Annotated in this window: 22 protein-coding genes; 1 reads left to right on the top strand and 21 read right to left on the bottom strand. The window is 39.4% G+C overall.

What is annotated here, in order from left to right; all coding sequences use genetic code 11:
• Positions 1-35 precede the first annotated feature (35 nt).
• The 3 genes from galE to BLR27_RS09475 are packed head-to-tail and all read right to left on the bottom strand — an operon-like array spanning position 36 to position 3,357.
• Positions 36-1,061 carry a UDP-glucose 4-epimerase GalE gene (gene galE / locus BLR27_RS09465; RefSeq protein WP_090704210.1) on the bottom strand — a complete coding sequence of 342 codons (1,026 nt, stop codon included), beginning with the start codon at positions 1,059-1,061 and terminating at the stop codon, positions 36-38.
• Positions 1,061-2,044, bottom strand: coding sequence for a UDP-glucuronic acid decarboxylase family protein (locus tag BLR27_RS09470; protein WP_176767662.1), 984 nt, complete (start codon positions 2,042-2,044; stop codon positions 1,061-1,063). The genes galE and BLR27_RS09470 overlap by 1 nt, the downstream gene beginning before the upstream one ends.
• On the bottom strand, positions 2,044-3,357 hold the full coding sequence (locus tag BLR27_RS09475; protein WP_090704214.1) for a UDP-glucose dehydrogenase family protein: 1,314 nt from the start codon (positions 3,355-3,357) through the stop codon (positions 2,044-2,046). Before BLR27_RS09475 ends, BLR27_RS09470 begins: the two co-directional genes overlap by 1 nt.
• Positions 3,358-3,555: 198 nt before the next feature.
• Between BLR27_RS09475 and BLR27_RS09480 the strand changes: the two genes are divergently transcribed.
• Positions 3,556-4,803 (top strand): 3-deoxy-D-manno-octulosonic acid transferase, encoded by a 1,248-nt coding sequence (locus BLR27_RS09480; RefSeq protein WP_090704216.1) that lies wholly within the window; start codon positions 3,556-3,558, stop codon positions 4,801-4,803.
• Here the strand turns inward: BLR27_RS09480 and hemH are convergent.
• From hemH to BLR27_RS09570, 18 genes are all read right to left on the bottom strand, one after another.
• Positions 4,796-5,821, bottom strand: a complete 1,026-nt coding sequence (gene hemH, locus BLR27_RS09485) for a ferrochelatase (RefSeq protein WP_090704218.1) — start codon at positions 5,819-5,821, stop codon at positions 4,796-4,798. The genes BLR27_RS09480 and hemH overlap by 8 nt on opposite strands.
• A gap of 86 nt (positions 5,822-5,907) precedes the next feature.
• The gene (locus BLR27_RS09490) at positions 5,908-6,585 is read right to left on the bottom strand and encodes a fatty acid desaturase (protein WP_090704220.1); all 678 of its coding nucleotides are present in this window, start codon (positions 6,583-6,585) and stop codon (positions 5,908-5,910) included.
• Between the two features lie 14 nt (positions 6,586-6,599).
• Positions 6,600-7,448 carry a 4-hydroxy-3-methylbut-2-enyl diphosphate reductase gene (locus BLR27_RS09495; RefSeq protein ID WP_090704222.1) on the bottom strand — a complete coding sequence of 283 codons (849 nt, stop codon included), beginning with the start codon at positions 7,446-7,448 and terminating at the stop codon, positions 6,600-6,602.
• Between the two features lie 65 nt (positions 7,449-7,513).
• Complete coding sequence (locus BLR27_RS09500) at positions 7,514-8,152, bottom strand: carotenoid biosynthesis protein (RefSeq protein ID WP_090704223.1); 639 nt, start codon at positions 8,150-8,152, stop codon at positions 7,514-7,516.
• Complete coding sequence (locus BLR27_RS09505; protein WP_090704225.1) at positions 8,149-9,240, bottom strand: glycosyltransferase; 1,092 nt, start codon at positions 9,238-9,240, stop codon at positions 8,149-8,151. Before BLR27_RS09505 ends, BLR27_RS09500 begins: the two co-directional genes overlap by 4 nt.
• Positions 9,241-9,242: 2 nt before the next feature.
• Positions 9,243-9,866, bottom strand: coding sequence for a lysophospholipid acyltransferase family protein (locus tag BLR27_RS09510; protein ID WP_090704227.1), 624 nt, complete (start codon positions 9,864-9,866; stop codon positions 9,243-9,245).
• A 62-nt stretch (positions 9,867-9,928) separates the two neighbouring features.
• Complete coding sequence (crtD, locus tag BLR27_RS09515) at positions 9,929-11,389, bottom strand: 1-hydroxycarotenoid 3,4-desaturase CrtD (protein ID WP_090704230.1); 1,461 nt, start codon at positions 11,387-11,389, stop codon at positions 9,929-9,931.
• A gap of 85 nt (positions 11,390-11,474) precedes the next feature.
• Positions 11,475-12,887: a D-alanyl-D-alanine carboxypeptidase/D-alanyl-D-alanine endopeptidase gene (gene dacB, locus BLR27_RS09520; RefSeq protein WP_090704232.1), complete on the bottom strand. Its 1,413-nt coding sequence runs from the start codon at positions 12,885-12,887 to the stop codon at positions 11,475-11,477.
• Between the two features lie 56 nt (positions 12,888-12,943).
• A complete protein-coding gene (locus tag BLR27_RS09525) occupies positions 12,944-14,083 on the bottom strand; it encodes a glycerate kinase (RefSeq protein WP_090704234.1) in 1,140 nt (379 codons plus the stop codon).
• Between the two features lie 20 nt (positions 14,084-14,103).
• Positions 14,104-14,649: a RidA family protein gene (locus BLR27_RS09530; protein ID WP_090704236.1), complete on the bottom strand. Its 546-nt coding sequence runs from the start codon at positions 14,647-14,649 to the stop codon at positions 14,104-14,106.
• 124 nt (positions 14,650-14,773) lie between these two features.
• Positions 14,774-15,337, bottom strand: coding sequence for a RidA family protein (locus tag BLR27_RS09535; protein WP_090704238.1), 564 nt, complete (start codon positions 15,335-15,337; stop codon positions 14,774-14,776).
• Between the two features lie 19 nt (positions 15,338-15,356).
• A complete protein-coding gene (locus tag BLR27_RS09540) occupies positions 15,357-16,316 on the bottom strand; it encodes a D-2-hydroxyacid dehydrogenase (protein WP_090704240.1) in 960 nt (319 codons plus the stop codon).
• Positions 16,317-16,383: 67 nt separating this feature from the next.
• Positions 16,384-17,295, bottom strand: coding sequence for a sugar phosphate isomerase/epimerase family protein (locus BLR27_RS09545; RefSeq protein ID WP_090704242.1), 912 nt, complete (start codon positions 17,293-17,295; stop codon positions 16,384-16,386).
• Positions 17,296-17,320: 25 nt separating this feature from the next.
• Entirely contained in the window at positions 17,321-17,992 is a 672-nt protein-coding gene (locus BLR27_RS09550; RefSeq protein WP_090704244.1) for a bifunctional 4-hydroxy-2-oxoglutarate aldolase/2-dehydro-3-deoxy-phosphogluconate aldolase, read from the bottom strand.
• Between the two features lie 11 nt (positions 17,993-18,003).
• Entirely contained in the window at positions 18,004-18,432 is a 429-nt protein-coding gene (locus BLR27_RS09555) for a nuclear transport factor 2 family protein (protein WP_090704246.1), read from the bottom strand.
• A 6-nt stretch (positions 18,433-18,438) separates the two neighbouring features.
• Positions 18,439-19,551, bottom strand: a complete 1,113-nt coding sequence (locus tag BLR27_RS09560; protein WP_090704248.1) for a bile acid:sodium symporter family protein — start codon at positions 19,549-19,551, stop codon at positions 18,439-18,441.
• A gap of 22 nt (positions 19,552-19,573) precedes the next feature.
• Complete coding sequence (locus tag BLR27_RS09565; protein WP_090704250.1) at positions 19,574-20,497, bottom strand: RraA family protein; 924 nt, start codon at positions 20,495-20,497, stop codon at positions 19,574-19,576.
• A 74-nt stretch (positions 20,498-20,571) separates the two neighbouring features.
• The gene (locus BLR27_RS09570) at positions 20,572-21,525 is read right to left on the bottom strand and encodes an amidohydrolase family protein (RefSeq protein WP_090704252.1); all 954 of its coding nucleotides are present in this window, start codon (positions 21,523-21,525) and stop codon (positions 20,572-20,574) included.

The following is a 21,525-nucleotide window of genomic DNA, read 5'->3' on the forward strand; positions in this document are numbered from 1 at the left end:
AGGGATTCTGACCTGCTCAAATTAGCCGCTGACAGTTAAAGAGGATTCTGTTTTATATATTTTTCCCATTCCCATGCGGAACTCATCATTTCCAGTAAACCTAACTCCGCTTTCCATGAAAGATCACGTTCAGCCTTAGTTACATCACCATAGATCTGAATAATATCTCCTGGTCTTCTTGGGCCGATGGTATAATTCAATTTTTCTCCGGTAGCCTTCTCAAATGCATGAATTACTTCTAAAACTGAATTTCCACGACCGGTACCAATATTATAAATGTCAAATGGTACAGGCTCACCTTCTAATTGTTTAATGGCGGCAACATGTGCCTTTGCCAGGTCAACTACATGAATATAATCCCTGATACAAGTCCCATCGTTGGTGTCATAATCATCCCCAAAGACAATGATATTTCCCCTTTTTCCAATTGCAGCCTGCGTAATAAAGGGAACAAGATTCTGAGGAACACCAATAGGAAGTTCACCGATCAATGCTGAAGAATGGGCACCTACCGGATTAAAATATCTAAGTGCAATCACTTTTAAGTTTTCGTTTACACGGGCAGTTTCACTTAATATTTCTTCGGCGATCTGCTTTGTATTTCCGTAGGTTGATTCTGCCTTTTTTACTGGTGCAAGCTCATTTACAGGCAAGCTATCCGGCTCACCATAAACGGTGCAGCTGGAAGAAAAGACCATATTCATCCTTCGTTCAGAAGAAGCCAAAAGTAAATTGACCAATGAATAAATATTGTTTTTATAATACTTTAATGGTTCTTTTTCTGATTCACCTACGCTCTTAAATGCGGCAAAGTGAATTATTCCTTCTATATCCGGGTTAGCATCAAGAAATTGGCGGGTTAACTTTTCGTCACACAGGTCAAAATTGAAAAAATCAGGCTTTTTACCTGTGATCTTCATGATCTGATCGATTATCTGGGGACTTGAATTTGAAAGATTATCGACAATTACAGGTTCATAGCCTGCATTGATCAATTCAACAACGGTATGTGAGCCAATATAACCTGTACCACCTGTGACTAAAATTTTCTTTCCGGGCATTATTTATTATTGTAATACGTGAAATCTTTGTGTTTAATTTCCTGCTCCGGCAATGATTTAAAGTAATCATAGGTGATCTTTAGTCCATCTGCGCGGTTAACTTTAGGCTCCCAGGATAGTATTTTTCTGGCTTTGGTAATATCCGGCCTGCGCTGTTTAGGGTCATCGGTAGGCAAAGGATTATAAACCATTTTTTGTTTTGTTCCGGTTAACTTGATGATCTCTTCACCAAATTCTTTAATTGTGATCTCATCAGGATTACCAATATTTACAGGCATTGGATAATCTGAGAATAGCAAACGGTAAATACCTTCCACCAGGTCATCAACATAGCAGAATGAACGGGTTTGGGAACCATCTCCGAAGACGGTCAGATCTTCACCTCTTAAAGCCTGACCAATAAATGCAGGTAATACTCTGCCATCATTAAGTCGCATCCGCGGACCATAGGTATTGAATATTCTGACAATGCGTGTCTCTAAACCATGAAATGTATGATAAGCCATGGTCATTGCTTCCTGAAAACGCTTGGCTTCATCATAAACACCCCGCGGTCCTACCGGATTAACATTGCCCCAGTACTCTTCAGGTTGAGGATTTACTGTTGGATCTCCATATACTTCAGAGGTAGAAGCGATCAGTATTCTTGAATTCTTGGATCGTGCTAAACCCAATAGATTGTGAATACCTAATGAACCAACCTTCAAGGTTTGAATTGGAATTCTAAGATAATCGATAGGACTTGCCGGAGAAGCAAAATGGAGAATATAATCCAATTCGCCTGCTACATAGACAAACTTCGAAACATCATGATTATAGAACTCGAAATTTTCGAGGGGGAATAAATGCTCGATATTCCGAAGATCGCCTGTAATCAGGTTATCCATTCCGATCACATGAAAACCTTCCCTGATAAATCGGTCTGATAAGTGTGAGCCGAGGAATCCGGCTGCACCTGTTATTAATATACGTTTTCTAGGGATCATATACTTATGGTTTTTCTGCCTATACTATTATAGTAATAGCCGCAATCGATCATTTTTTGCAAATCATATAAGTTTCGGCCATCAAAAATAACTTTACTTTTCAATAGTGTTCCAACCCTGTCAAAATCAGGAGTTCTGAAAACCGACCACTCTGTTACAATAACCAGTGCATCCGCGTCTTTCAAAATATCATACTGGTTATCTCCAAAGTGAATTTTATCACCAACCACCTTTTTCACATTGCTCATCGCTTCAGGGTCAAATGCACTTATTATCGCACCATCTTTAAGCAACTCTTCTATTATATAAAGGGCCGGTGCTTCGCGGATATCATCAGTTTCAGGTTTGAATGCAAGGCCCCAAATAGCTATTTTCTTACCTTTGAGTTGACCATCATAGTACTTCCGCATCTTTTCAACCAATACCTTTCTTTGTATATCATTGACTTCCATTACCGATTCGAGAATCTTAAAATCATATTTATTCTCTCTGGCAGAATGGGCTAAAGCCTGTACATCCTTAGGGAAACAACTGCCACCGTAACCAACCCCAGGAAATAAAAAGCGCTTTCCAATACGGTCATCAGAACCTATTCCTTTTCTTACAGCATCAACATCAGCACCAACAAGCTCGCACAGATTGGCAATTTCATTCATGAATGTAATTTTAGTTGCCAGGAATGAATTAGCTGCATATTTAGTCAGTTCAGATGAACGGGCATCCATGAATATAATTGGATTGCCTTGTCTTACATAAGGACCATACAATTCTGCCATTAGTTTTTGCGCTCTGACACTTTCAGTACCAACAACAACACGATCCGGCTTCATAAAATCTTCAACTGCAACCCCTTCACGCAGGAATTCAGGATTTGAAACCACATCGACCTCAACGGAGGTATTGTCTTTGAATACTTTTATTACTTTATCGGCAGTCCCTACCGGTACAGTTGACTTGGTAACGATTACTTTATATTCTTTTATCAATTTGGCAATATCTTTAGCTGCTCCAAGAACATAACTAAGATCTGCAGCACCATCACCATCCGGAGGCGTTGGTAAAGCCAAATAAATAATTTGCGCATCTGAAATTGCATCCGCAAGATTTGTAGTGAATTTCAACCTGCCCTGCTCAATGTTTCTATGAAAAAGCAAATCCAGGCCGGGTTCATAGATGGGCAATTTGAATGCCTGCATCATCTTTACCTTTTCCTCGTTAATGTCAACACAGGTTACAGTATTTCCTGTTTCTGCAAGACATGTACCCGTTACTAAACCGACATATCCTGTACCTACAACTGCAATTTTCATAAGTATTTACGTTTATTATGACAATGAATTAATGTCTGACACCAGATCGGAAGACCTCCAAGCGCCCATTCTATTTGCTTGTTAATTGAATTTTTCAGCCAGTTAAGAGGTAAACCGCTGTTTCTCTCATCTAAAAGAGAAGTACTAAAATAAAAAATTAAATATTAACTTCGATGAAGAAAATAATTTAATTCAAAAATGCTTTTTTTATACGATGCTGGAATCCGCCTTTATACCCTCCTGATAGCACTTGTATCCTTAAAAAATAAAAAAGCTGCCTTATGGTTAAAAGGCCGAAAAGGGATTTTAGAACGAATTGAAACGAGTATTGACAAAAATAAACGATATACCTGGTTTCACTTTGCATCTTTAGGCGAGTTTGAGCAAGGCAGACCTGTTCTGGAAAAGCTTAAAGCTGATCATCCTGAAACATCCATTGTCATTACCTTCTTTTCTCCTTCAGGTTACGAGATAAGAAAAAACTATGCTTTGGCAGAACATGTTTTTTACCTCCCAATAGATACAAGATCCAATGCCAGGAAGTTTGTGAGCCTGCTAAATCCCACCATCGCTGTTTTTACAAAATATGAATACTGGTACCATTATTTTGAAGCACTTCATGATAACAATACCCCTCTCTATATCATTTCCGGAATATTCAGGAAGGAACAAGCTTTTTTTAAATGGTACGGAAGTTTACATCGTAAAATGCTTGGATGGGTTTCACATGTATTCGTACAGAATAAAGAAAGCAAGGAACTTTTAAGCGGGATTGGCGTCGATCATGTGACGGTAAGCGGGGATACCCGTTTCGATCGGGTAGAGTTTAATGCAAAAAATCCAATCGAGATCAAGGTTGTAGAAGAATTCTGTGGAGATTCTCCAGTATTTATAGGAGGAAGTACCTGGGCTGAAGATGAAAAAATAATTTCATTGTTATTAATAATTTATCCAAAATGGAAATTTATTATTGCTCCTCATGAAGTTAATACTGACAGGATCGAGGGGATTGAGAAACTATTTTCAAACTCAGTTAAATTCTCTTCGATTCAAAAGCAGGAAGATAAAGCACAAACTAATGAAGCTCCACAGGTTCTGATCATTGATAGCATCGGAATACTCTCATCCATTTATCAATATGGACATATTGCTTATATAGGAGGAGGATTTGGAGTAGGCATCCATAATACTCTGGAAGCTGCAGCATTTGGCCTACCGGTTATCTTTGGACCAAATTATACAAAATTCATGGAGGCCGTTGAGCTAATCAAAAATGGAGCTGCTTTTACGGTGAAAGATTCAGATGAATTAAAACTCCAAATGGAATTACTTTCTAAGGAGGAAAACCGAATTAAAAGTGGTTCATCTGCCCGTGAATATGTAAATAGCAATACAGGAGCTACACAGAGCTTCTTAAATTTTATTTACCATAAAGATTTTAATTGATCTGGCCTTTTACCAGGCCTTCCAGAGAGTCAATCCATAAAGGATGATCATTCAGACTCTCTACCAGTTGAACATGCTCGCCTCCCAGTTCCTTAAATTCATCACCATACTCAACTGTTACTTCATAAACAGTTTCAAGGCAGTCCGCAACAAAAGCAGGACAGAAAACCAGTAGTCTTTTAACTCCCTTCTTTGCCAGTTCCTCAATAACAACACTTGTGTAAGGCTGAACCCATGGATCTTTACCCAGACGTGATTGAAAACACACCGAATATTTTTCTTTTGGTAATCCAAGTTTGTTAGCGATCAGCCGAGCGGTATCATGGCATTGCGCCGAATAACAAAATTTATTATTTTCAGTCAGGACAGAGCAGCAATTTTCAACTTTCAGGCAATGCTTTTGTGAATGGTCTGATTTACCAAGCTGCCTTTGCGGCAGGCCATGAAAACTAAACAAAATATGATCATAAGTTTCAGGATGATGCTTTCTGCCATTATCCGAAAAAGCTTCAATCATGAGTTCATTATCATGAAAAGAGTTAATAAATGAAATATTTGGAATGGTTTGCCACTTTCTGACCAGCTCCATTACTTTTTCCAAAACGGAACCTGTACTTGCAGAAGCATAATGAGGGAACATAGGTATAACCTTAATGCTGTTTACCTGTGCATCCCTTAATTTATTTAATGCACTCTCAATGGAGGGACTTTGATAGCGCATGGCAAGCTCAACCTGATAATCATCACCTAAACGCTCCTGCAAAAGATCCTTTTGCATTATGCTATAATGCATCAAAGGTGAACCGGTAGTATCAGACCATATTGCTTTATACAATTTGGCAGATTTAGGGCCACGGAATGGAACGATTATTCCCTTAACGAGTAAAGCCCGCAAAACAAGGGGAATATCTATTACCCGTTCATCCATAAGAAACTCACCCAGGTATGTTCTGACATCACTTGTTGAGGGACTATCAGGAGTACCTAAATTTACCAATAAAACACCTTGCTTACCCATATGTATATTAAAGAATGCCAAAGATAGTCTTACGAATCATTAGTTGAAAATGCTTCACTTCATTTGACTTTATAAAAACAATTTTTTTATGATTTTTTTAGCTCCCACAATTTCCACCAGGGTGTGCCGGGTGAATCGTGATGTTCATAGTGGTAACCAAAAAAATAACAGGACAGAAAAGCAAGAATATGATTTTTACTTTGCGAACCGGATTGATGCTTGTTAGTATGCTCCCCATGATGAGGAAGCCAGGTGCCAAAATAAAAAAGCTGAAGCGTACTCAACAGTGAAGGCAGCACCCAGAATAAAAACAAATTCAGTTCAGGCACCCAGGTTTTTAATAAATTAAAGATAAGCGCCATCAATACAACCTGCCACCAGGATAAATACTGTTTAATGAAATTAAGATACCAGATGAAAAAATTCCCTTCAGAATAATCAGGGTCTTTGTCTGTATGAACATACTTGTGATGCTCATGGTGTTTGTTATTAAGGCTGCTAAACGGGAAGCAAGCATACAATGCGGTGCAAATCTGACCAATAGCATTATTAATTGTACGGCTTGAAGATACCGTACCATGCATAGCATCATGAGCCGTAATAAACAGACCTGTATATAAATGCATTTGAACCAGAATGAAAAAATAAAGCAAGGGGTTTTTGAAATTAATCTCCCAACTCATCAGGGAAAAAATACATAAACACCAGAGACTGATTACTATAAATGCAATAATTATCCCTGTTTTTGACTGAGTTCCAAGCATCGGGTGAGCGAATTTTAATATTCTTCCAGAGCAGATTTCACTCTATCCATTAACCACATTGGAGTAGATGTAGCTCCACAAATTCCGACCTTATCTCCCGGATTAAACATCCCGGCATTTAACTCTTCCTCGCTGCTTACGAAGTAAGTGTTTGGATTAAATTGCTTGCAGACCTCAAAAAGAACCTTTCCGTTGGATGATTTCTTGCCAGAAACAAATACGATTTTATCATACCCAATTACAAATTTCCTTAAATCCTCATACCTGTTTGAAACTTGCCTGCAGATAGTGTCATTCGCTTTAATATCGTATCCTCGTCTGATCAGTTCATCTTTTATCTGATAAAATTTATCTGTGCTCTTGGTAGTCTGACTGTACAATGTAAATTTTTGAGGGAGATCAATGTTATCAAGCTCTGCAATGTCCTGAAATACAAGTGCTTCATTATTGGTCTGTCCCTGCAAGCCAATTACTTCTGCATGCCCATGTTTCCCAAAGATCAGCACCTTCTCCTTACTATCATAGGTATTTTTGATCCTGTTCTGCAACTTCAAAACCACCGGACAAGAGGCATCGATCAGGGTAATATTGTTTTCCAGGGCAATACGATACGTTTCAGGTGCTTCTCCATGTGCTCGGATCAAAACCTTTTCATTTCTGATATTTAAAAATTCTTCATGGGAAATGATCTTCAGCCCCATTAATTTCAAACGGTTTACCTCTTCATCATTATGGACTATATCTCCAAGGCAATACAGATAACCATCTTCTTCCAGGATCTCTTCTGCCATATCAATGGCATAGACTACTCCAAAACAAAAGCCAGAATCATTATCGATCGTTACTTCAAGATTATATTTCATTGCCTGAGCTTAATTTGATTTATTTGCCAGAAGGTTTATGGTTTACAAAAATACTAAATAGTTTATCAGAAAGCCCAAATATTCAGTGCCAGGAAAAACCCGGCCTGAGCAAAAAGTAACACAATTGCAGCCTTGTTTTGTTTTTGAAAATCCAGACTTCTGAAAATCCAGAAGAGCAGGAATGAGAATATATACCATCCCAGATAATTTTGCAATGGAATTTGTCCTCCGGCCCATGTCCAATAATCAAATCTGATTGCGATCGGTTCTATTAAAAAATCAAGGCTTAATAATATCAAGGCTCCCAATAATGAAAAAATAAAATTGCTTTTCAGTTTAAACTTCTCCAGAAACACACCAGTACAATAAACCAAAATCAGCCAGTTGGCACCGATCAGCAACGGAGTAGAGAAAAGCTTTAAGCCTAAAGCTTCACCATAGGTGTAAGTTCCGAATATAAGTCCGGAATTGACTCCTATTACCTCTATAAAAAACCCGGCTAAATAAACAACCAGGGCAAATATTCCGATATTTACAGAGTAGTCGCCAGTACTTATGACCAGCAAAGCAAGCATCAGTAATAAATGAAAGGGTACAAGTGCAATAAACAGAACTTCCAGATCTGAATTTAAAAACCCATACAAGCCTACCAGGTGAAACAACACCATTAATATACTGCAAATAATAATTTTGTTCAGTTTCATTTTCTTATTGCCCGTCCCTTCCAGACGATGGTTTTAGTAAAGTGTTTTTTAACGGAGATCACAGAAATGAATACCATACAAAGCAATTGCAATGGGTGAAGCAGAACATTTTGCCATACGCTTTGTCTGGCGGAGAGCGAGATCATTACTCTGCTTAAAACGATCAATGATAGGGCAAAGAGTACTAGATCCGGACTCAGAAAGAAGGCAATAGCTACTGGACCCAACACGACAAGGAGCAGATAAAGAAAAAGCCCGAATACGTTATTATTGAATCCAGCAAGAAAATTCTTACTGAACCCTTCCACAGACTCAGTAAAGCTTTTATACATCCGGCAGGAAACAAATCCATTAGCCAATAATGCCTCCCCATTATAGCCAAAGCCTTTGATAAGCTTCATGATCTCCACATCTTCAACAACCTGATGTTTAACCTGTTCATGCCATTGATTCTCCTTGTAATTTGCCGCATCAAACATCATAAACTGCCCACTTGCGGCAGAAAACGAGGGATTTTTAGAGAGCCTGACCAATCTGAGAGGCAATAGGTTTAACAATACATAATGCATGAGGGGCACAATCAACCGTTCTCCCCAGGTATGCATCACCTGATCAGTAAAGAGGCTTAACAAGCTCAATCTATTGAGTTTCATCCGATGAATAGAATTATTAATCAGTCCATCTGCAATGGTTTCATCAGCATCCAAAAAAATCAGATATTTCCCCTTGGCCGAGCTGGCAAGCTGAGAACAGGCATAATTTTTCCCCAGCCAATCTTTAGGAAGTACAGCACCTTGCAATACTTTGAAACGTTTATGCTGACTGCAAAAATCCTGGCAAATCTGAAAAGTATTATCAGTAGAATTATCATCAAGTATGATAACCTCATAGTTCAGATATTTCTGGGCACTGATCGAATTTAACAGATTTAATATATCCGCTTCTTCATTGCGGGCAGGTATCAGAATTGAAACGAAATCATCATACTGCCTTACCGAGTTTGTAAGTTTCGGATTAGATAAAAAGTTGAAAAGAGTAACGGTAAACCGTAGAACCAGAAAAAAGAAAATAAGGTAAATTAGTATCATTCTTAAACGACAGCCGCGGTCTGCTTTTGCCGCGAAGTTTCATAATGTTTATTAAAAGCACTTTTTATTAACTGTAAGCTTGTAAACTCAGCACCCTCCCACTCTTGCAAACAGCAGTTAATTGTTGGCTTACGATTTTCGAAATAATCAGTAAAACTAGCTGCAAACATATACTGGAAGGTTTTTGAAGATACATTTATCAGATTCATCAGTCCCTTTTCAAATTGTATTTGCTCTACATGACCAGAATAAAGCTTACCCTGTGGAAAGATCAGAACCAGATTTTCGGGATCATCCAATAAATGACCTGCATATTCGAGCGTTTCAATTATACTCCTTGAATTCTTTTTTACTGAGAAACTGCCAAGATATTTAAGGAACCATACTTTTTGATAGTTTTCCTCAGTGATCATTACATGAAACTTTTTCCTAAAATAGAGACGGTTGATTTGAAAAAGAACAAATCCATCCCACCAGGAAAAATGATTGGCTAATAACAGAACCGATCTACTCTGATCGATTTCTATTTTATTGAATTTCAAGTCATGGAAATCCGATTTAATAATTCTGTTTATATACCAGGAAAAGAATGTGAATACTATCCAATTTTGGCGCGGTTCAAGCATATGTTAAAGATATCATTTTTTAGCATTTTGAAAATTACCCGCACATAAGCTAAAGCATAGAACTATTTTATCAAACCCTCCACTATTTTAGCGGATAGCAGGGCAAGCGGTATCCCTCCTCCCGGGTGCACACTTCCACCCACGAAATATAAATTATCAATTTTCGATGAAAAATTAGCATGCCTCAGAAAGGCTGAAAACTGACTGTTAGAGCTACTACCATACAGTGAACCCTGATAAGAAAATGTCTTCGAATCAATCCCTCTCGGATCCAGAATTTCTTCGCAGGTGATCAGTTTGCTTACGTCTACCCCGAGGTTTCTCGATAATTTCTCAATGATATTTTTACGGGCTTCAATAATTAATTCATCCCAATTCTGTCCTGTATCTGACGGTACGTTGATCATAGTAAACCAGTTCTCAGACCCTTCAGGAGCATCATCCAATTTATTTTTGGAGCTTATATTCACATAGATCGTAGGATCAGTATAGATTGTTTTATCCTCCCATATCTGTTTGAACTCTTCCCTGTAATTTTCAGTGAAAAAAATATTGTGCATTTCAAGCTCGGGGAAGGTCCTGCTGATTCCCCAATAAAAGATAAGAGCGGAACTGCTGCGCTCCTGCTGACGGATACGTTCCGGAATGGTAAATCCCTTTAATAATTTCTGATAAGTGTACCAGACATCCATATTGGAGATAACAAGATCTGCAGGATGGCTCATCCCTTTGACCTTAACGCCAGAAACCTTATCATTCTTAACCTCAATCTCATCAACATAGCAATTGAAATTGAATTTTACACCCAGATCAATGGCTAGTTTTACCAATGAACTGGCAATTGCATACATACCCCCGATGGGGAAATATGCCCCAAAATGTTGTTCAAAATGAGGTATTACATTGAGCGTTGCTGGTGCTTTATAGGGATTGGAGCCATTATAAGTGGCATAGCGATTAAAAAAACGGATCGTTTTATAATCTTTAAAATTTGCCTCAATTGCCTTATTCATTGATCGGAACGCATCAATTTCTGAAAACCGGAGCAGCGATCTGAAGGTCCTCCAGTTTAAATAACTACTAAATTTATGGAGTGAACGCTGAAGGAAAACAGAGTTTGTAATTTCGTAGATATCCTTACTCTTTTCCAGGAACCTGATAACAGATTCGGCGCTATCCATCGTTTTTTCGGCTATTTCTTCAGAGAATTTCGTGCGGTCTGCAAAAGCACTGATCCGTGTACCATCCTCATAGAAATAATTGCAGACGGTTTCGAGCTTTTCATACTGAAAATACTCGCCCGGATCTTTACCTGCGAGAGTGAAAAGTTCATCAACATACTGAGGCATGGTAAACAAACTCGGCCCTGTATCAAAGCGAAACTCACCCAAATTGATTTCAGAAAGCTTCCCGCCGGCTATCGGACCTGCTTCAAAGACATCCACCTGATAACCTTTTATGGCCAAACGAATTGCGGAAGCAATTCCGGCAATACCCGCACCAATTACAATGGCTTTTGACATAAAACGAAATTACATTATTTCGCTCTCAGACAAATAAGAACGGAGAAAAATGACGGGATTATTTCATTACTTATGAAGCACCCTTTTATTTTAGTGTATTGAGAACGCTGAACATTTTTTGCCTGGCTGTAGAACTACTCCCTCTATAATTATTGATAATGAAAGAAAATACCAGGGGAGTTCCATTTGAGCTTATCTGATAACCGGTATAGGCAATTACATCACTTATACTACCGCTTTTCATTTTCATGTCGTTATAGACTGGTAAACTTTCATAAAAACCGGCAAACCAGCTTTCTTTTTTAATTGATTGAAGTACCTGTGCCATAGACATTGTCGTGATCCGGTTTGAAGGTGATAGTCCGCTGCCATCATAAATGTTCATTGCATCAGGATCTATACCCGCATTCTTAGCCCAGAAATCCTTCAGTACTTTTACACCATTAGGTGTAGTAATTTCTTTGCCATCTTTTAAAGCAATCGCTTTAATCAGATGTTCCCCAAAAAGATTGATGCTTTTTTGATTGAACCAGTATACAATTTTATCGAGGCCTGGAGAAGTGTGGATATCAATGATCTTTGATGGAGCTTGAAAGACCTGATTATTCATGGTCAGTTCTCTGGCAGTTACAGCACCTTTGCCCACCGATATTCCCGATTGTTTTACCTTACTCAACAGCCGATAGGCCAGATCGTAAGCAGGGTCAGGTACCGAAGCAGCAATCACTTTTTTGAGATCTATGCCATAAGTGCCTCTCAAATATATCACTGTGGAATAAGGTGCAGAATAAGCATAAACATTATCGCCCGAGCCTGGAGCACCGGTCAATACTTCATTAACAATTTTAAGGTAGCCCATCTGAGGTTCGGTCCGCAGAAGTTCTGCAGGCCCGCCAACCCGATTTGAAGGCTTAAAAAAAAGATCAAACTGGTTCTCCCTCCAGGTCAGTGAGGATGGTCCTGCTCCGTAATAATTACCCATATCCTGCCATGTCCACCCACCGGGCATAGTTTGAGTGCCGAATAAACGATCATCGGCCACGATCGAACCGCTAATATTGCTTATGCCTGAGCGGGCAATGGCTTCAGCCCATTTTTTTAGAATCTGCTCAGACCTGGTTTGATCATATCGGTCGCTGCCAAGACTTGGGTCGCCGACTCCGGTAATGATCAAATCCCCGGTCAGGGTACCGTTTGGTGAGATCATCCCATTGTATCCAAGGCTGGTTTCCCAAACAAAATCTTTACCCAGCAAATGATAGGCAGTAGCTGCAGTTATTGTTTTTAGGGTCGAGGCACTTGCCAGACCTATGTTCTGATTTTTAGCATAAACTACTGTCCCTGTTTCTGCATTCAATACGCTTATGGAGCTTATCCCATACTTCATTTGCGGATCATTTTCAAAACGAGCATAAGCATTTTCAATTTTCTGCTTTAAAGTTTGGGCAGAAACCGATGAAAAGGATAACAGAAGAAAAAGAGAGAAAATATATTTCATACGTTGAATTGCCTGACAGGCAGAAGGAAAATTATTATTGAAAACCTAAAATTACGTTAAATAGTTTTAGGCAAGGAAAGAAACTTGCCAATTACAATGGCAGTCCTTATAAGATTTGAGGCAGTAAACTTCATTGCCGTATTGATATCAGCAGGCTGATTGCCAATAGGCATCAAAATATCAAAATACCTGTCCAATTCAGCATTTTGATGTAAAGGAACCCTTCCCGCAATGCCAATCACCATTATATTATTTTCTTTTGCGATTTTAGCAACAGCAAATGGGCCCTTTCCCTGCAAAGTCTGCTCATCAAGGCTGCCTTCTCCGGTTATGAGAAGGTCTGCATTCATCAAACTTTTTGCAAAACCGGTAAGCTGCAGGAAATGTTCTCCTCCATTCACTAATATGGCATTTAGAAATGTGAATAAGGATGCAGCAATTCCTCCGGCGGCACCTCCATGAATAATCTCATTCATTTTGATCCCGGTGGATTCAAAAGACAGATCCGACAGATTTGTCAAAGCAAGATCCAATAGTTTTACATCTGCCGGACTTGCTCCTTTCTGAGGACCAAAAACAGCTGCTGATCCATTTTCTCCCAATAGTAAGTTATCTACATCACACAAAACTGTGATCTGACAATTTAAAATACGAGGATCCAAACCTGATCGATCAATTTGACGGAATTGGGATATATTTACCGGCAAAGCTGCTAATTCAGCTCCATCAGCACCGCGAAATTTTATTCCCAGAGCACTTAAAATTCCAATTCCACCATCCACAGTAGCTGAACCACCAATGCCTATGATGATCTTTTGCACCTGTCTGTCGAGAGCAAAACGGATCAATTCACCTGTTCCGAAAGAAGAAGCCTTTAAAGGCGATCTTTCATCAGGATCTAACAAGCGGATACCAGATGCATCGGCCATTTCAATAACAGCCGTTTTACCCTGATCTATTATCCCTAATGGAGCCTGGATCAATCTTCCTAAAGGATCATGAACTTCGTACTCATGCCAGGAACCTCCACATTTTTCTACGATCAGGTGGCCTGTACCATCACCACCGTCTGCAATGGGGAAGCATTCAGAAGTGCAATTTAAACCACTTCTTTTTAAACCTTCCTGAATAGCATCAGCAGTCTCATTTGCTGTCAGACTATGCTTAAAGGCATTGGGAGCAATCAGAATATGCATGATTCGAAGATAATCTGTTTTTAATCCTCAACCTCTACTACCATTTCTATTTCTGTGGCCCAGTTAGCAGGAATTGCATTTACACCCACAGCAGAACGTGTGTGTTTCCCTTTATCACCAAAGACCTGTACCATCAGATCTGAAAAAGCATTCATTACCTTAGGCTGATCTTTAAAATCGGGTGACGATTGTACCATTCCCAATACCTTAACAATACGTTTCACCTTATTTAAATCACCGATCTCTGCTTTTAAACTGGATAACAAAGCAATACCGGTCAGTCGTGCAGCTTCCTGACCCTGCTCCAGTGTAAGATCCTCGCCTACTCTGCCAGTTATCCTGCTTCCATCTGGTTTATCCGGACCATGACCAGCTGTAAATATTAGATTACCAACCCGGACAGTCTTTACATAACTGGCTAAAGGCGCACTTGGTGCTGTTAAAACGATATTTAGCTCCTTCAAGCGCTTGTCAAAATCTACAACCCCAGCTTTTTGCTCCTTTGGAGCAGAATTGCAGCTAAGTAAAGTGACAGCCATAAGAGATAAAAAAAAATACTTTTTCATAATCAATTAATGGTGGTTTTTAATTTAAAGGTTCTGTAAATGAATTAAAAAAACAATGCTGATCTACTATATCTTAAAAGAAAAGTAAATCAGCATGATTTAATCAGATAATTTAAAGATTTACTTAGTCTTCAACTTCAACGATCATTTCAATTTCAATGGCAATATTACCAGGAAGGGCTGACATCCCTACCGCTGAACGTGCATGTTTTCCCTTTTCACCGAAAATATCTACCATCATATCAGAAAATGCATTCATTACTTTAGGCTGATCTTTAAATTCAGGAGTACACTGAACCATTCCAAGAACTTTAACAACTCTTTTCACTTTACCCAAATCACCTATTTCCTTTTTAAGACTTGACAATAAGGCAACTCCAGTTAAACGCGCAGCTTCCTGACCTTGCTCAAGGGTAAGATCATCACCAACTCTACCTGTTAATGGACCACCTTCTGCTCTGTCGGGGCCATGGCCTGAAGTATAAACCAAATTACCTACACGTACTGTTTTCACAAAGTTTGCTGTTGGCACAGAAGGCTCTACCAGTTGAATATTCAATTCCTTCAAACGAGCATCAATATCTACAGCAGGGGTAGCAGCCGCTTCTTGTTTTGCTGATTCATCTTGTTTAGGACTGCAGCTTAATAATGCTACTGAAAGAAGGAATAATAAGGAGTACTTTTTCATAATAATTAATTTTTGGTTTTTATTTATTTACAATATTGACTGGATTCCCATTCAGGAATGAAGATAAATTATTTTCTGCAATTCCCATCAATCTGCCTCTGGCTTCTTTTGTTGCCCAGGCAATATGAGGTGTGATCATGCAATTTTTCGCTTTAAAAAGCGGATTATCTGCTGAAGGAGGTTCTACAGAAAGAACATCAATTCCGGCACCGGCAATCACTCCTGCATTTAAGGCATCGGCCAGATCCTGATCCACCATTAGAGGACCCCTGGAAGTATTCAGAAAGAAGGCTGTCTTCTTCATTAGCTTCAAAGTATTTTTATTGATCATACCCTGTGTTTCAGGGAATAATGGGCAATGAATACTGACTACATCTGAGTCTGTAAGAAGTTCATGCAACTCTGTCCACCTAAAGTTCTTACGATGTGACTGATTCGACTGGCTGCGGGAATATGCAATTACATTCATTCCAAAAGCTCCGGCAACATCAGCCACTTTTTGTCCGATCATTCCAAAACCAATGATTCCCATGGTCTTACCTTCAAGTTCAACCAAAGGGTAGTTCCAGTAACAAAAATCAGGTGAAGCAGCCCAATCACCCTTAAAAACTGAATCACTATGACTTTGAACATGCTGGCATAACTCAAGCAGCAGGGCAAATGTCATTTGAACCACTGAGGCGGTACCATATCCGGGGATATTGGCAACCATAATACCTCTTTTTTTAGCAAAATCAACATCCACAACATTATAACCAGTTGCCAGAACTCCTATATATTTAAGGTCAGGAAGCTGTTCGAGAATATGTTCTCTAAGCGGTGTCTTATTCGTAAATATGATCTCTGCCCCCTTGCACCGTTCTACAATCTGACTTTCGGGAGTTCTGTCATGTACCTGAAGATCACCAAACTGCTTTATTCCATCCCAGCTAAGATCTCCCGGATTTAAGGTATAACCATCTAATACAACTAACTTCATGCTTGTTCTAATTCTAATAATATTTTTACTTTCTTACTTTCTGCCTTTAGCTTCCTGCTTTGGGCCTTTAAACCCTTGCCCATGCCAGATTAAGTACACGCTTTGCGTTTGCAATAACAATATCTGCATCTTCATCCCCAAATGGCTTGATCTCAAAACTTACCACCGGAGGAGTCTGAGTATTTAAGTACCCAATATCTAATAATACTTTAAGATATTCAACTACTTCATCCACATCATTCTCTCCGTTAGGAAAACCAAAGCGGGGATGAACATCACCATAAGCTGCCATATCCGGATCTTTCACAACACAATTTCCAATATGTGCATGAACGATGTAATCTTTAACAGGAAGTAATGACTCTTGAATCGTTTCATGGATCAGCGGAATATGACTCAAGTCGACCATCAATCCAAAATGATCGTGGCTTTTTCTGATCTCTTTAGCATATCGCAGGGCAAGATCTGCCGGGCCGATCAGGCTTCTTTTGTCTACATCATAATCAAAAACCTCCAATGCAATTCTCAGGTCACCTTTACTTTTGGCATATCTGCAAAGTTCGTTGGTTGAACTTACCAGAGCCTGAAAAGCTTCTTCTTTCCGGCTTTCTTCATAATTACCACTCAAAAAAGCAAAACTTGATGCACCTATCTCATACGCCTCATCAATACCGGCCATTAAATTTTCTATTGCCTTTTGACGCTCCTCTTCAACCAGGTGGTTAATATTTAGTCCGGTGGTTAACAATCTCGGCTGAGCACCATAAGCAATGGTCATATGGGAGGTTTCAAGCATTTTTTTTACTGCCATCCTTTGCTCCGGATCCTTGATCGTAGTGATCTCAATCGCACTAAAATAATCATCCACAGCGATCTTCCTGATGGTTTCAACGACTGGACCTTCACCCTTGATCGTTGCTGGAAAAGCCATGAAGTGAACAAGGCCAACTTTCATGTATTTATAGAGTGATTCGTTCATTTTTTAATAAATTGAGTTTAAATAATTAATTCTTTAAGCTTTCTCTGATAGTATGAATCAGGCTAAGCGCCCTTTTTGACTCTGCGGCTAACTGGTCATAGCGCTTATTTTCTATCACATCCTTAGTGATCATTTTACTGCCACCAACCGCACAAACCCCAACTTTAAACCAGCTTCTGAGATTGTCTTCATTGAGTTCAATTCCACCTGTTGGTAAGAAAACTATGTCCTGAAAAAGTGCCTGAACTGCTTCAATATAAGATGGTCCCAATGTATTTGCAGGAAAAAGTTTAACGATCTTCGACCCGCAGGTTTCGGCGCGAATAATTTCACTTGGAGTCATACAGCCAGGGACACAGAGAAGATCATGCTTATCCGACAACTCGATAACGGACTCCAGAATGCCAGGGCAGACCAAAAACTCTGCTCCTTCATCAATATAGATACGTGCTGATTCTGCAGTTTTTATTGTACCAATTCCCAATCGCATTCCAGGCAATTCCGCATCACAAACTTTACGCATCTCGCGAAAATTCTTCAATGCACGGTCACCACGGTCTGCATATTCAGTGGTTCTGATACCCCCGGCATAAAGTGCCCTCATTAAATCAATACTCACTTCAGCATCTGACGAGTAGTACAATGGCACAATTCCCTGTTCTTTTATGAGCTCTGAAAGCTCCGATTTCAATTTCATCTGTTAAATGTTTAAAGCTTATATCCTTGCCTTGCGAGTAATTTCCATTTCCCTTGTTTCTTCTGCCAAACCATGATATTTCCAAACTTAAGATCAAGAGGATTCCCTTTATTAACTGCCTTCGCCGTTACAATATGCCTTACAATGGCATTTTTTCCGGCCATTGTGATTTTCTGGTCAAGTGGTTCAATAATTTTAAAAAACGTAGGACCATTCATTACGCCGGCAATAAAAGCCTTCTGATCCTGTATCAATCCGGCAGAATGTCCATAACTTAATTCATCCCAAGTGAGATTCCTTAAAGTTATGCTGTCTGTATTAATGATGGCATTATTGATAGCTAAAACAAGTTTCGCTATCTGAGCTTCCTTTTTTGACTGAGCCTGTGCATTCAGACTGATCGCGGCCAGCAGGATGAGGATCTTTAAATATTTGAGCATGATCTTTTATTTTGGTTGTGCATTTAAACTTTCCGCTTCTTCAAAGCCGGGAACAGGTTTACGATTCCAGTAGGATGCCAGAATAGAACCGGTGATATTCATCATCGGACCATAGATCATCGGTGCAAGTCCGACGGTTCCAAGCTTACCCATACCATAAGCCAAACCTTTTGAAAGACCTGCATTCTGCATACCCACATTAATAGCTATTGTTCTTGAATCTCTTTCATTCATTTTAAATAATCGGGCAAACCAATAACCCAAAGTATAGCCCATCAGGTTATGGATCAACACCAATAAAATAAGAAGGGGTCCGACTGTTAAAAGGCTTTCCCGTCCCACGGCGGTTACGATTATGATAATAAATGCAATCCCAAACATGGATACTATTGGCATTACTGCATTTATCCATTTCATTTTATCCTTCAGAAGTTCATTGATCACCATGGCCAGAGTGACCGGTAAAATGACCATTTTCATAATATCCCACATCATATCAAGCACATTGATCTCGATAAATGAACCGCCTAATAATTTCATGAGCAGGGGTGTGAGGAAAGGAGCCAGCAATGTGGCTATTGAAGTAAGCGTAATGGAAAGTGCCAGATTAGCCTTTGCCAGATAAGAAATAACATTGGCTGCAACAGCATTAGGTGCACAACCGATGAGGATGATCCCTGCTGCGATCTCGGGTGTAAATCCACTGATACTTGCCAATCCAAACCCGAGTAAAGGCATGATTATAAAATGACTTGAAACCCCCACAAGGACCCCTTTTGGAGATTTAAATACCCCAATAAAATCTCTGTAGCTCATGGTAATACCCATTCCAAACATGATCAGCTGTATGAGGGGAGTGATCAGGCCTGATAATTTATAGCCATTGATTTCAAGAAAATACTGAGGAAAGATCAGGGCAGTAGTAACTACCCCAAAGATCATTACCGGATAAGCAAATCCCTTCAAAGCTGTCGCACCCCGAATTCCGATAGCAACAGAAATGAGTGATGCGATCAGAAATGGCTCCGCATCAGAAGATCTGTTGAGCAGATACAGGGTAAGTGCAGCGAGCATGGAAACAATGCCAATTCCCAATACGATTTTAAAAACAGGTTTCATCCGATTTGATTTTTGGAAAATATTACCAGGTCCTTTTTAACATAAACTGATCAAGTTGTAAGCGGCTGATTTTTTTTTCCTTTGGATTTTTTTCCAGCCATTTCATATATTCTGCTCTGATTTCTTCACTCCACTGTGCATCTACCTGGCCAGCCTTGTATACTCCATTTTTTATCATCTCATGGCCAAAACGATCTTTTGAAGCAATGAATTCTGCTGTAGAAATGACCTGCTCTGCCATATGGGCAGGAATAAATACTACTCCGGCACGACCTGCAATGACCAGATCACCGGGTAAAACAATGGCCTGTCCAATGGTAACCGGAGTATTCAAACCCATCAAAACAACACCCTGCAAGAACTGGGGTGCAAAATCTCTTACAAATGCATTAAATCCCTTGATCTCAGCCAAACCATCAACGTCACGGGCAAATCCATCAAATATTACCCCATTGCCTGAATTTTTATAAATCACATTTCCAAGATTATCGCCCATCAGGGAACCTACTCTACCCTCATTATCAGCAACATACACATCACCTTTGGTAAGCATATTGATCGGCCAATGCAAATGTCTGCCCTGCCTGCCTTCTGCAGCAGCGCGGTCCACAATATTCTTCTCTATATCAGGGCGAATAGGCATATAAAAAGCCGTTAAAGCTCTGCCAATAACCTTTTCATCCTCATGCAATATTTTCCAGTTTCGCTCATATTGATACAGATAACCCTCATTATTTAATATTTGCCAGGCCTCTTCAATCCCAATAGCTTTCGCACGGTTCAACAGTTCATCAGGTATTCGCGGACGACCATCTTCAAATCGCTCACCCTTCCAGGCAGATGTTAAAAATATCAGTTCCTCTTTGGGAATAGCCTGTGCTAACAAAGATTTTAATGGGAGTATTAAGATGCAAAAGGAAAGCAATAACTGTAATCTATATCTCATGTGTCTTATATAAATAGTATCTATGTTGTGATTTCGCTTAGATCCTCTACGGATTTGGTCTATTTATTTAATAATCAAGCTTTTCCAGGAAACTTCCATATTCCCAGAGCATTCTTACCCATAATGAGGTCCAGATCATCGTCTGTATAGAAACTGCAATATTTATCCATAAACTCAAGCTCTTTATCCATAGGAAGTTCCCATCTTGGGAATGGATAACCGGTACCCCAGATTATCTGTTTTGCTCCAAATTCTTCATAAATGGCTTTATAAAAAGGCAAAGTATCTTCATAAGGATACTTTTTGATCTCTGACATTTCATAAGGCTCTGAATTACTTATCCAGACATTTGAGAAACGGCTGAGCTTAAACATCTTTTTGAATTCAGGCCAGCAATCTGCGGCTTTCAGATCTGGCTTTCCGGCATGGTCAATGACAATTTTAACACCCGGAAAACGCTCCGCCATATCTTCAATCATTGGCATCTGATGAGGCACAATATAATAGTTAAAGCATAGACCCAGTTTTTCTGCTTCTTTCCAGAGAGGATAATGTTCAGGAGAGTTCAGCCAGGTTTCTTTGGGATGGTATATCGGACTGAAACGCATCCCTTGAAATCCGTGTTCGTTCACCCAGTATCTGAGATTATCGACGATTTTAGGATCATGGGGGTTAAGAAGTCCATGTGCAACAAAATGCTTCGGATAGGTTTTAAGACAATTGGCCATGTATGAATTATCCCATCCATAATAACGCGGATTAATAAGAACCCCATATTTCAGATCAAAATCTTTCATTTGCTTGATCTGATTTTCAATAGGAGCCTCTATCTCTACCTTTAAATTTGGATTTTCAGGATGCTTGAAAGGGAATCTGGGATCAAAATTCCAGGTTTCAACATGGGTATCAATAACCAACCTCTTTTTGAATCTGCTGCCAGAATTTGAAGCTAAAACAGATGCTATCGGATCTAAAGCACCAACTAAAGGTATGGCTGCAATTCCTTTTATTAAATCTCTGCGTTTCAT

This window comes from Daejeonella rubra (genome assembly GCF_900103545.1).
GTDB lineage: Bacteria > Bacteroidota > Bacteroidia > Sphingobacteriales > Sphingobacteriaceae > Daejeonella > Daejeonella rubra.

Bases quoted from the DNA above. Each gene is read 5' to 3' on its own strand.
- BLR27_RS09560 (WP_090704248.1), bottom strand. From the start codon at position 19,551: ATGAAACCTGTTTTTAAAATCGTATTGGGAATTGGCATTGTTTCCATG.
- crtD (WP_090704230.1), bottom strand. From the start codon at position 11,389: ATGTCAAAAGCCATTGTAATTGGTGCGGGTATTGCCGGAATTGCTTCC.
- galE (WP_090704210.1), bottom strand. From the start codon at position 1,061: ATGCCCGGAAAGAAAATTTTAGTCACAGGTGGTACAGGTTATATTGGC.
- BLR27_RS09490 (WP_090704220.1), bottom strand. From the start codon at position 6,585: ATGCTTGGAACTCAGTCAAAAACAGGGATAATTATTGCATTTATAGTA.
- hemH (WP_090704218.1), bottom strand. From the start codon at position 5,821: ATGGGTAAGCAAGGTGTTTTATTGGTAAATTTAGGTACTCCTGATAGT.
- BLR27_RS09530 (WP_090704236.1), bottom strand. From the start codon at position 14,649: ATGAAAAAGTATTTTTTTTTATCTCTTATGGCTGTCACTTTACTTAGC.
- BLR27_RS09525 (WP_090704234.1), bottom strand. From the start codon at position 14,083: ATGCATATTCTGATTGCTCCCAATGCCTTTAAGCATAGTCTGACAGCA.
- BLR27_RS09570 (WP_090704252.1), bottom strand. From the start codon at position 21,525: ATGAAACGCAGAGATTTAATAAAAGGAATTGCAGCCATACCTTTAGTT.
- BLR27_RS09475 (WP_090704214.1), bottom strand. From the start codon at position 3,357: ATGAAAATTGCAGTTGTAGGTACAGGATATGTCGGTTTAGTAACGGGT.
- BLR27_RS09550 (WP_090704244.1), bottom strand. From the start codon at position 17,992: ATGAAATTGAAATCGGAGCTTTCAGAGCTCATAAAAGAACAGGGAATT.
- BLR27_RS09495 (WP_090704222.1), bottom strand. From the start codon at position 7,448: ATGAAATATAATCTTGAAGTAACGATCGATAATGATTCTGGCTTTTGT.
- BLR27_RS09565 (WP_090704250.1), bottom strand. From the start codon at position 20,497: ATGAGATATAGATTACAGTTATTGCTTTCCTTTTGCATCTTAATACTC.
- BLR27_RS09505 (WP_090704225.1), bottom strand. From the start codon at position 9,240: ATGATACTAATTTACCTTATTTTCTTTTTTCTGGTTCTACGGTTTACC.
- BLR27_RS09545 (WP_090704242.1), bottom strand. From the start codon at position 17,295: ATGAACGAATCACTCTATAAATACATGAAAGTTGGCCTTGTTCACTTC.
- dacB (WP_090704232.1), bottom strand. From the start codon at position 12,887: ATGAAATATATTTTCTCTCTTTTTCTTCTGTTATCCTTTTCATCGGTT.
- BLR27_RS09555 (WP_090704246.1), bottom strand. From the start codon at position 18,432: ATGCTCAAATATTTAAAGATCCTCATCCTGCTGGCCGCGATCAGTCTG.
- BLR27_RS09535 (WP_090704238.1), bottom strand. From the start codon at position 15,337: ATGAAAAAGTACTCCTTATTATTCCTTCTTTCAGTAGCATTATTAAGC.
- BLR27_RS09540 (WP_090704240.1), bottom strand. From the start codon at position 16,316: ATGAAGTTAGTTGTATTAGATGGTTATACCTTAAATCCGGGAGATCTT.
- BLR27_RS09510 (WP_090704227.1), bottom strand. From the start codon at position 9,866: ATGCTTGAACCGCGCCAAAATTGGATAGTATTCACATTCTTTTCCTGG.
- BLR27_RS09480 (WP_090704216.1), top strand. From the start codon at position 3,556: ATGCTTTTTTTATACGATGCTGGAATCCGCCTTTATACCCTCCTGATA.
- BLR27_RS09500 (WP_090704223.1), bottom strand. From the start codon at position 8,152: ATGAAACTGAACAAAATTATTATTTGCAGTATATTAATGGTGTTGTTT.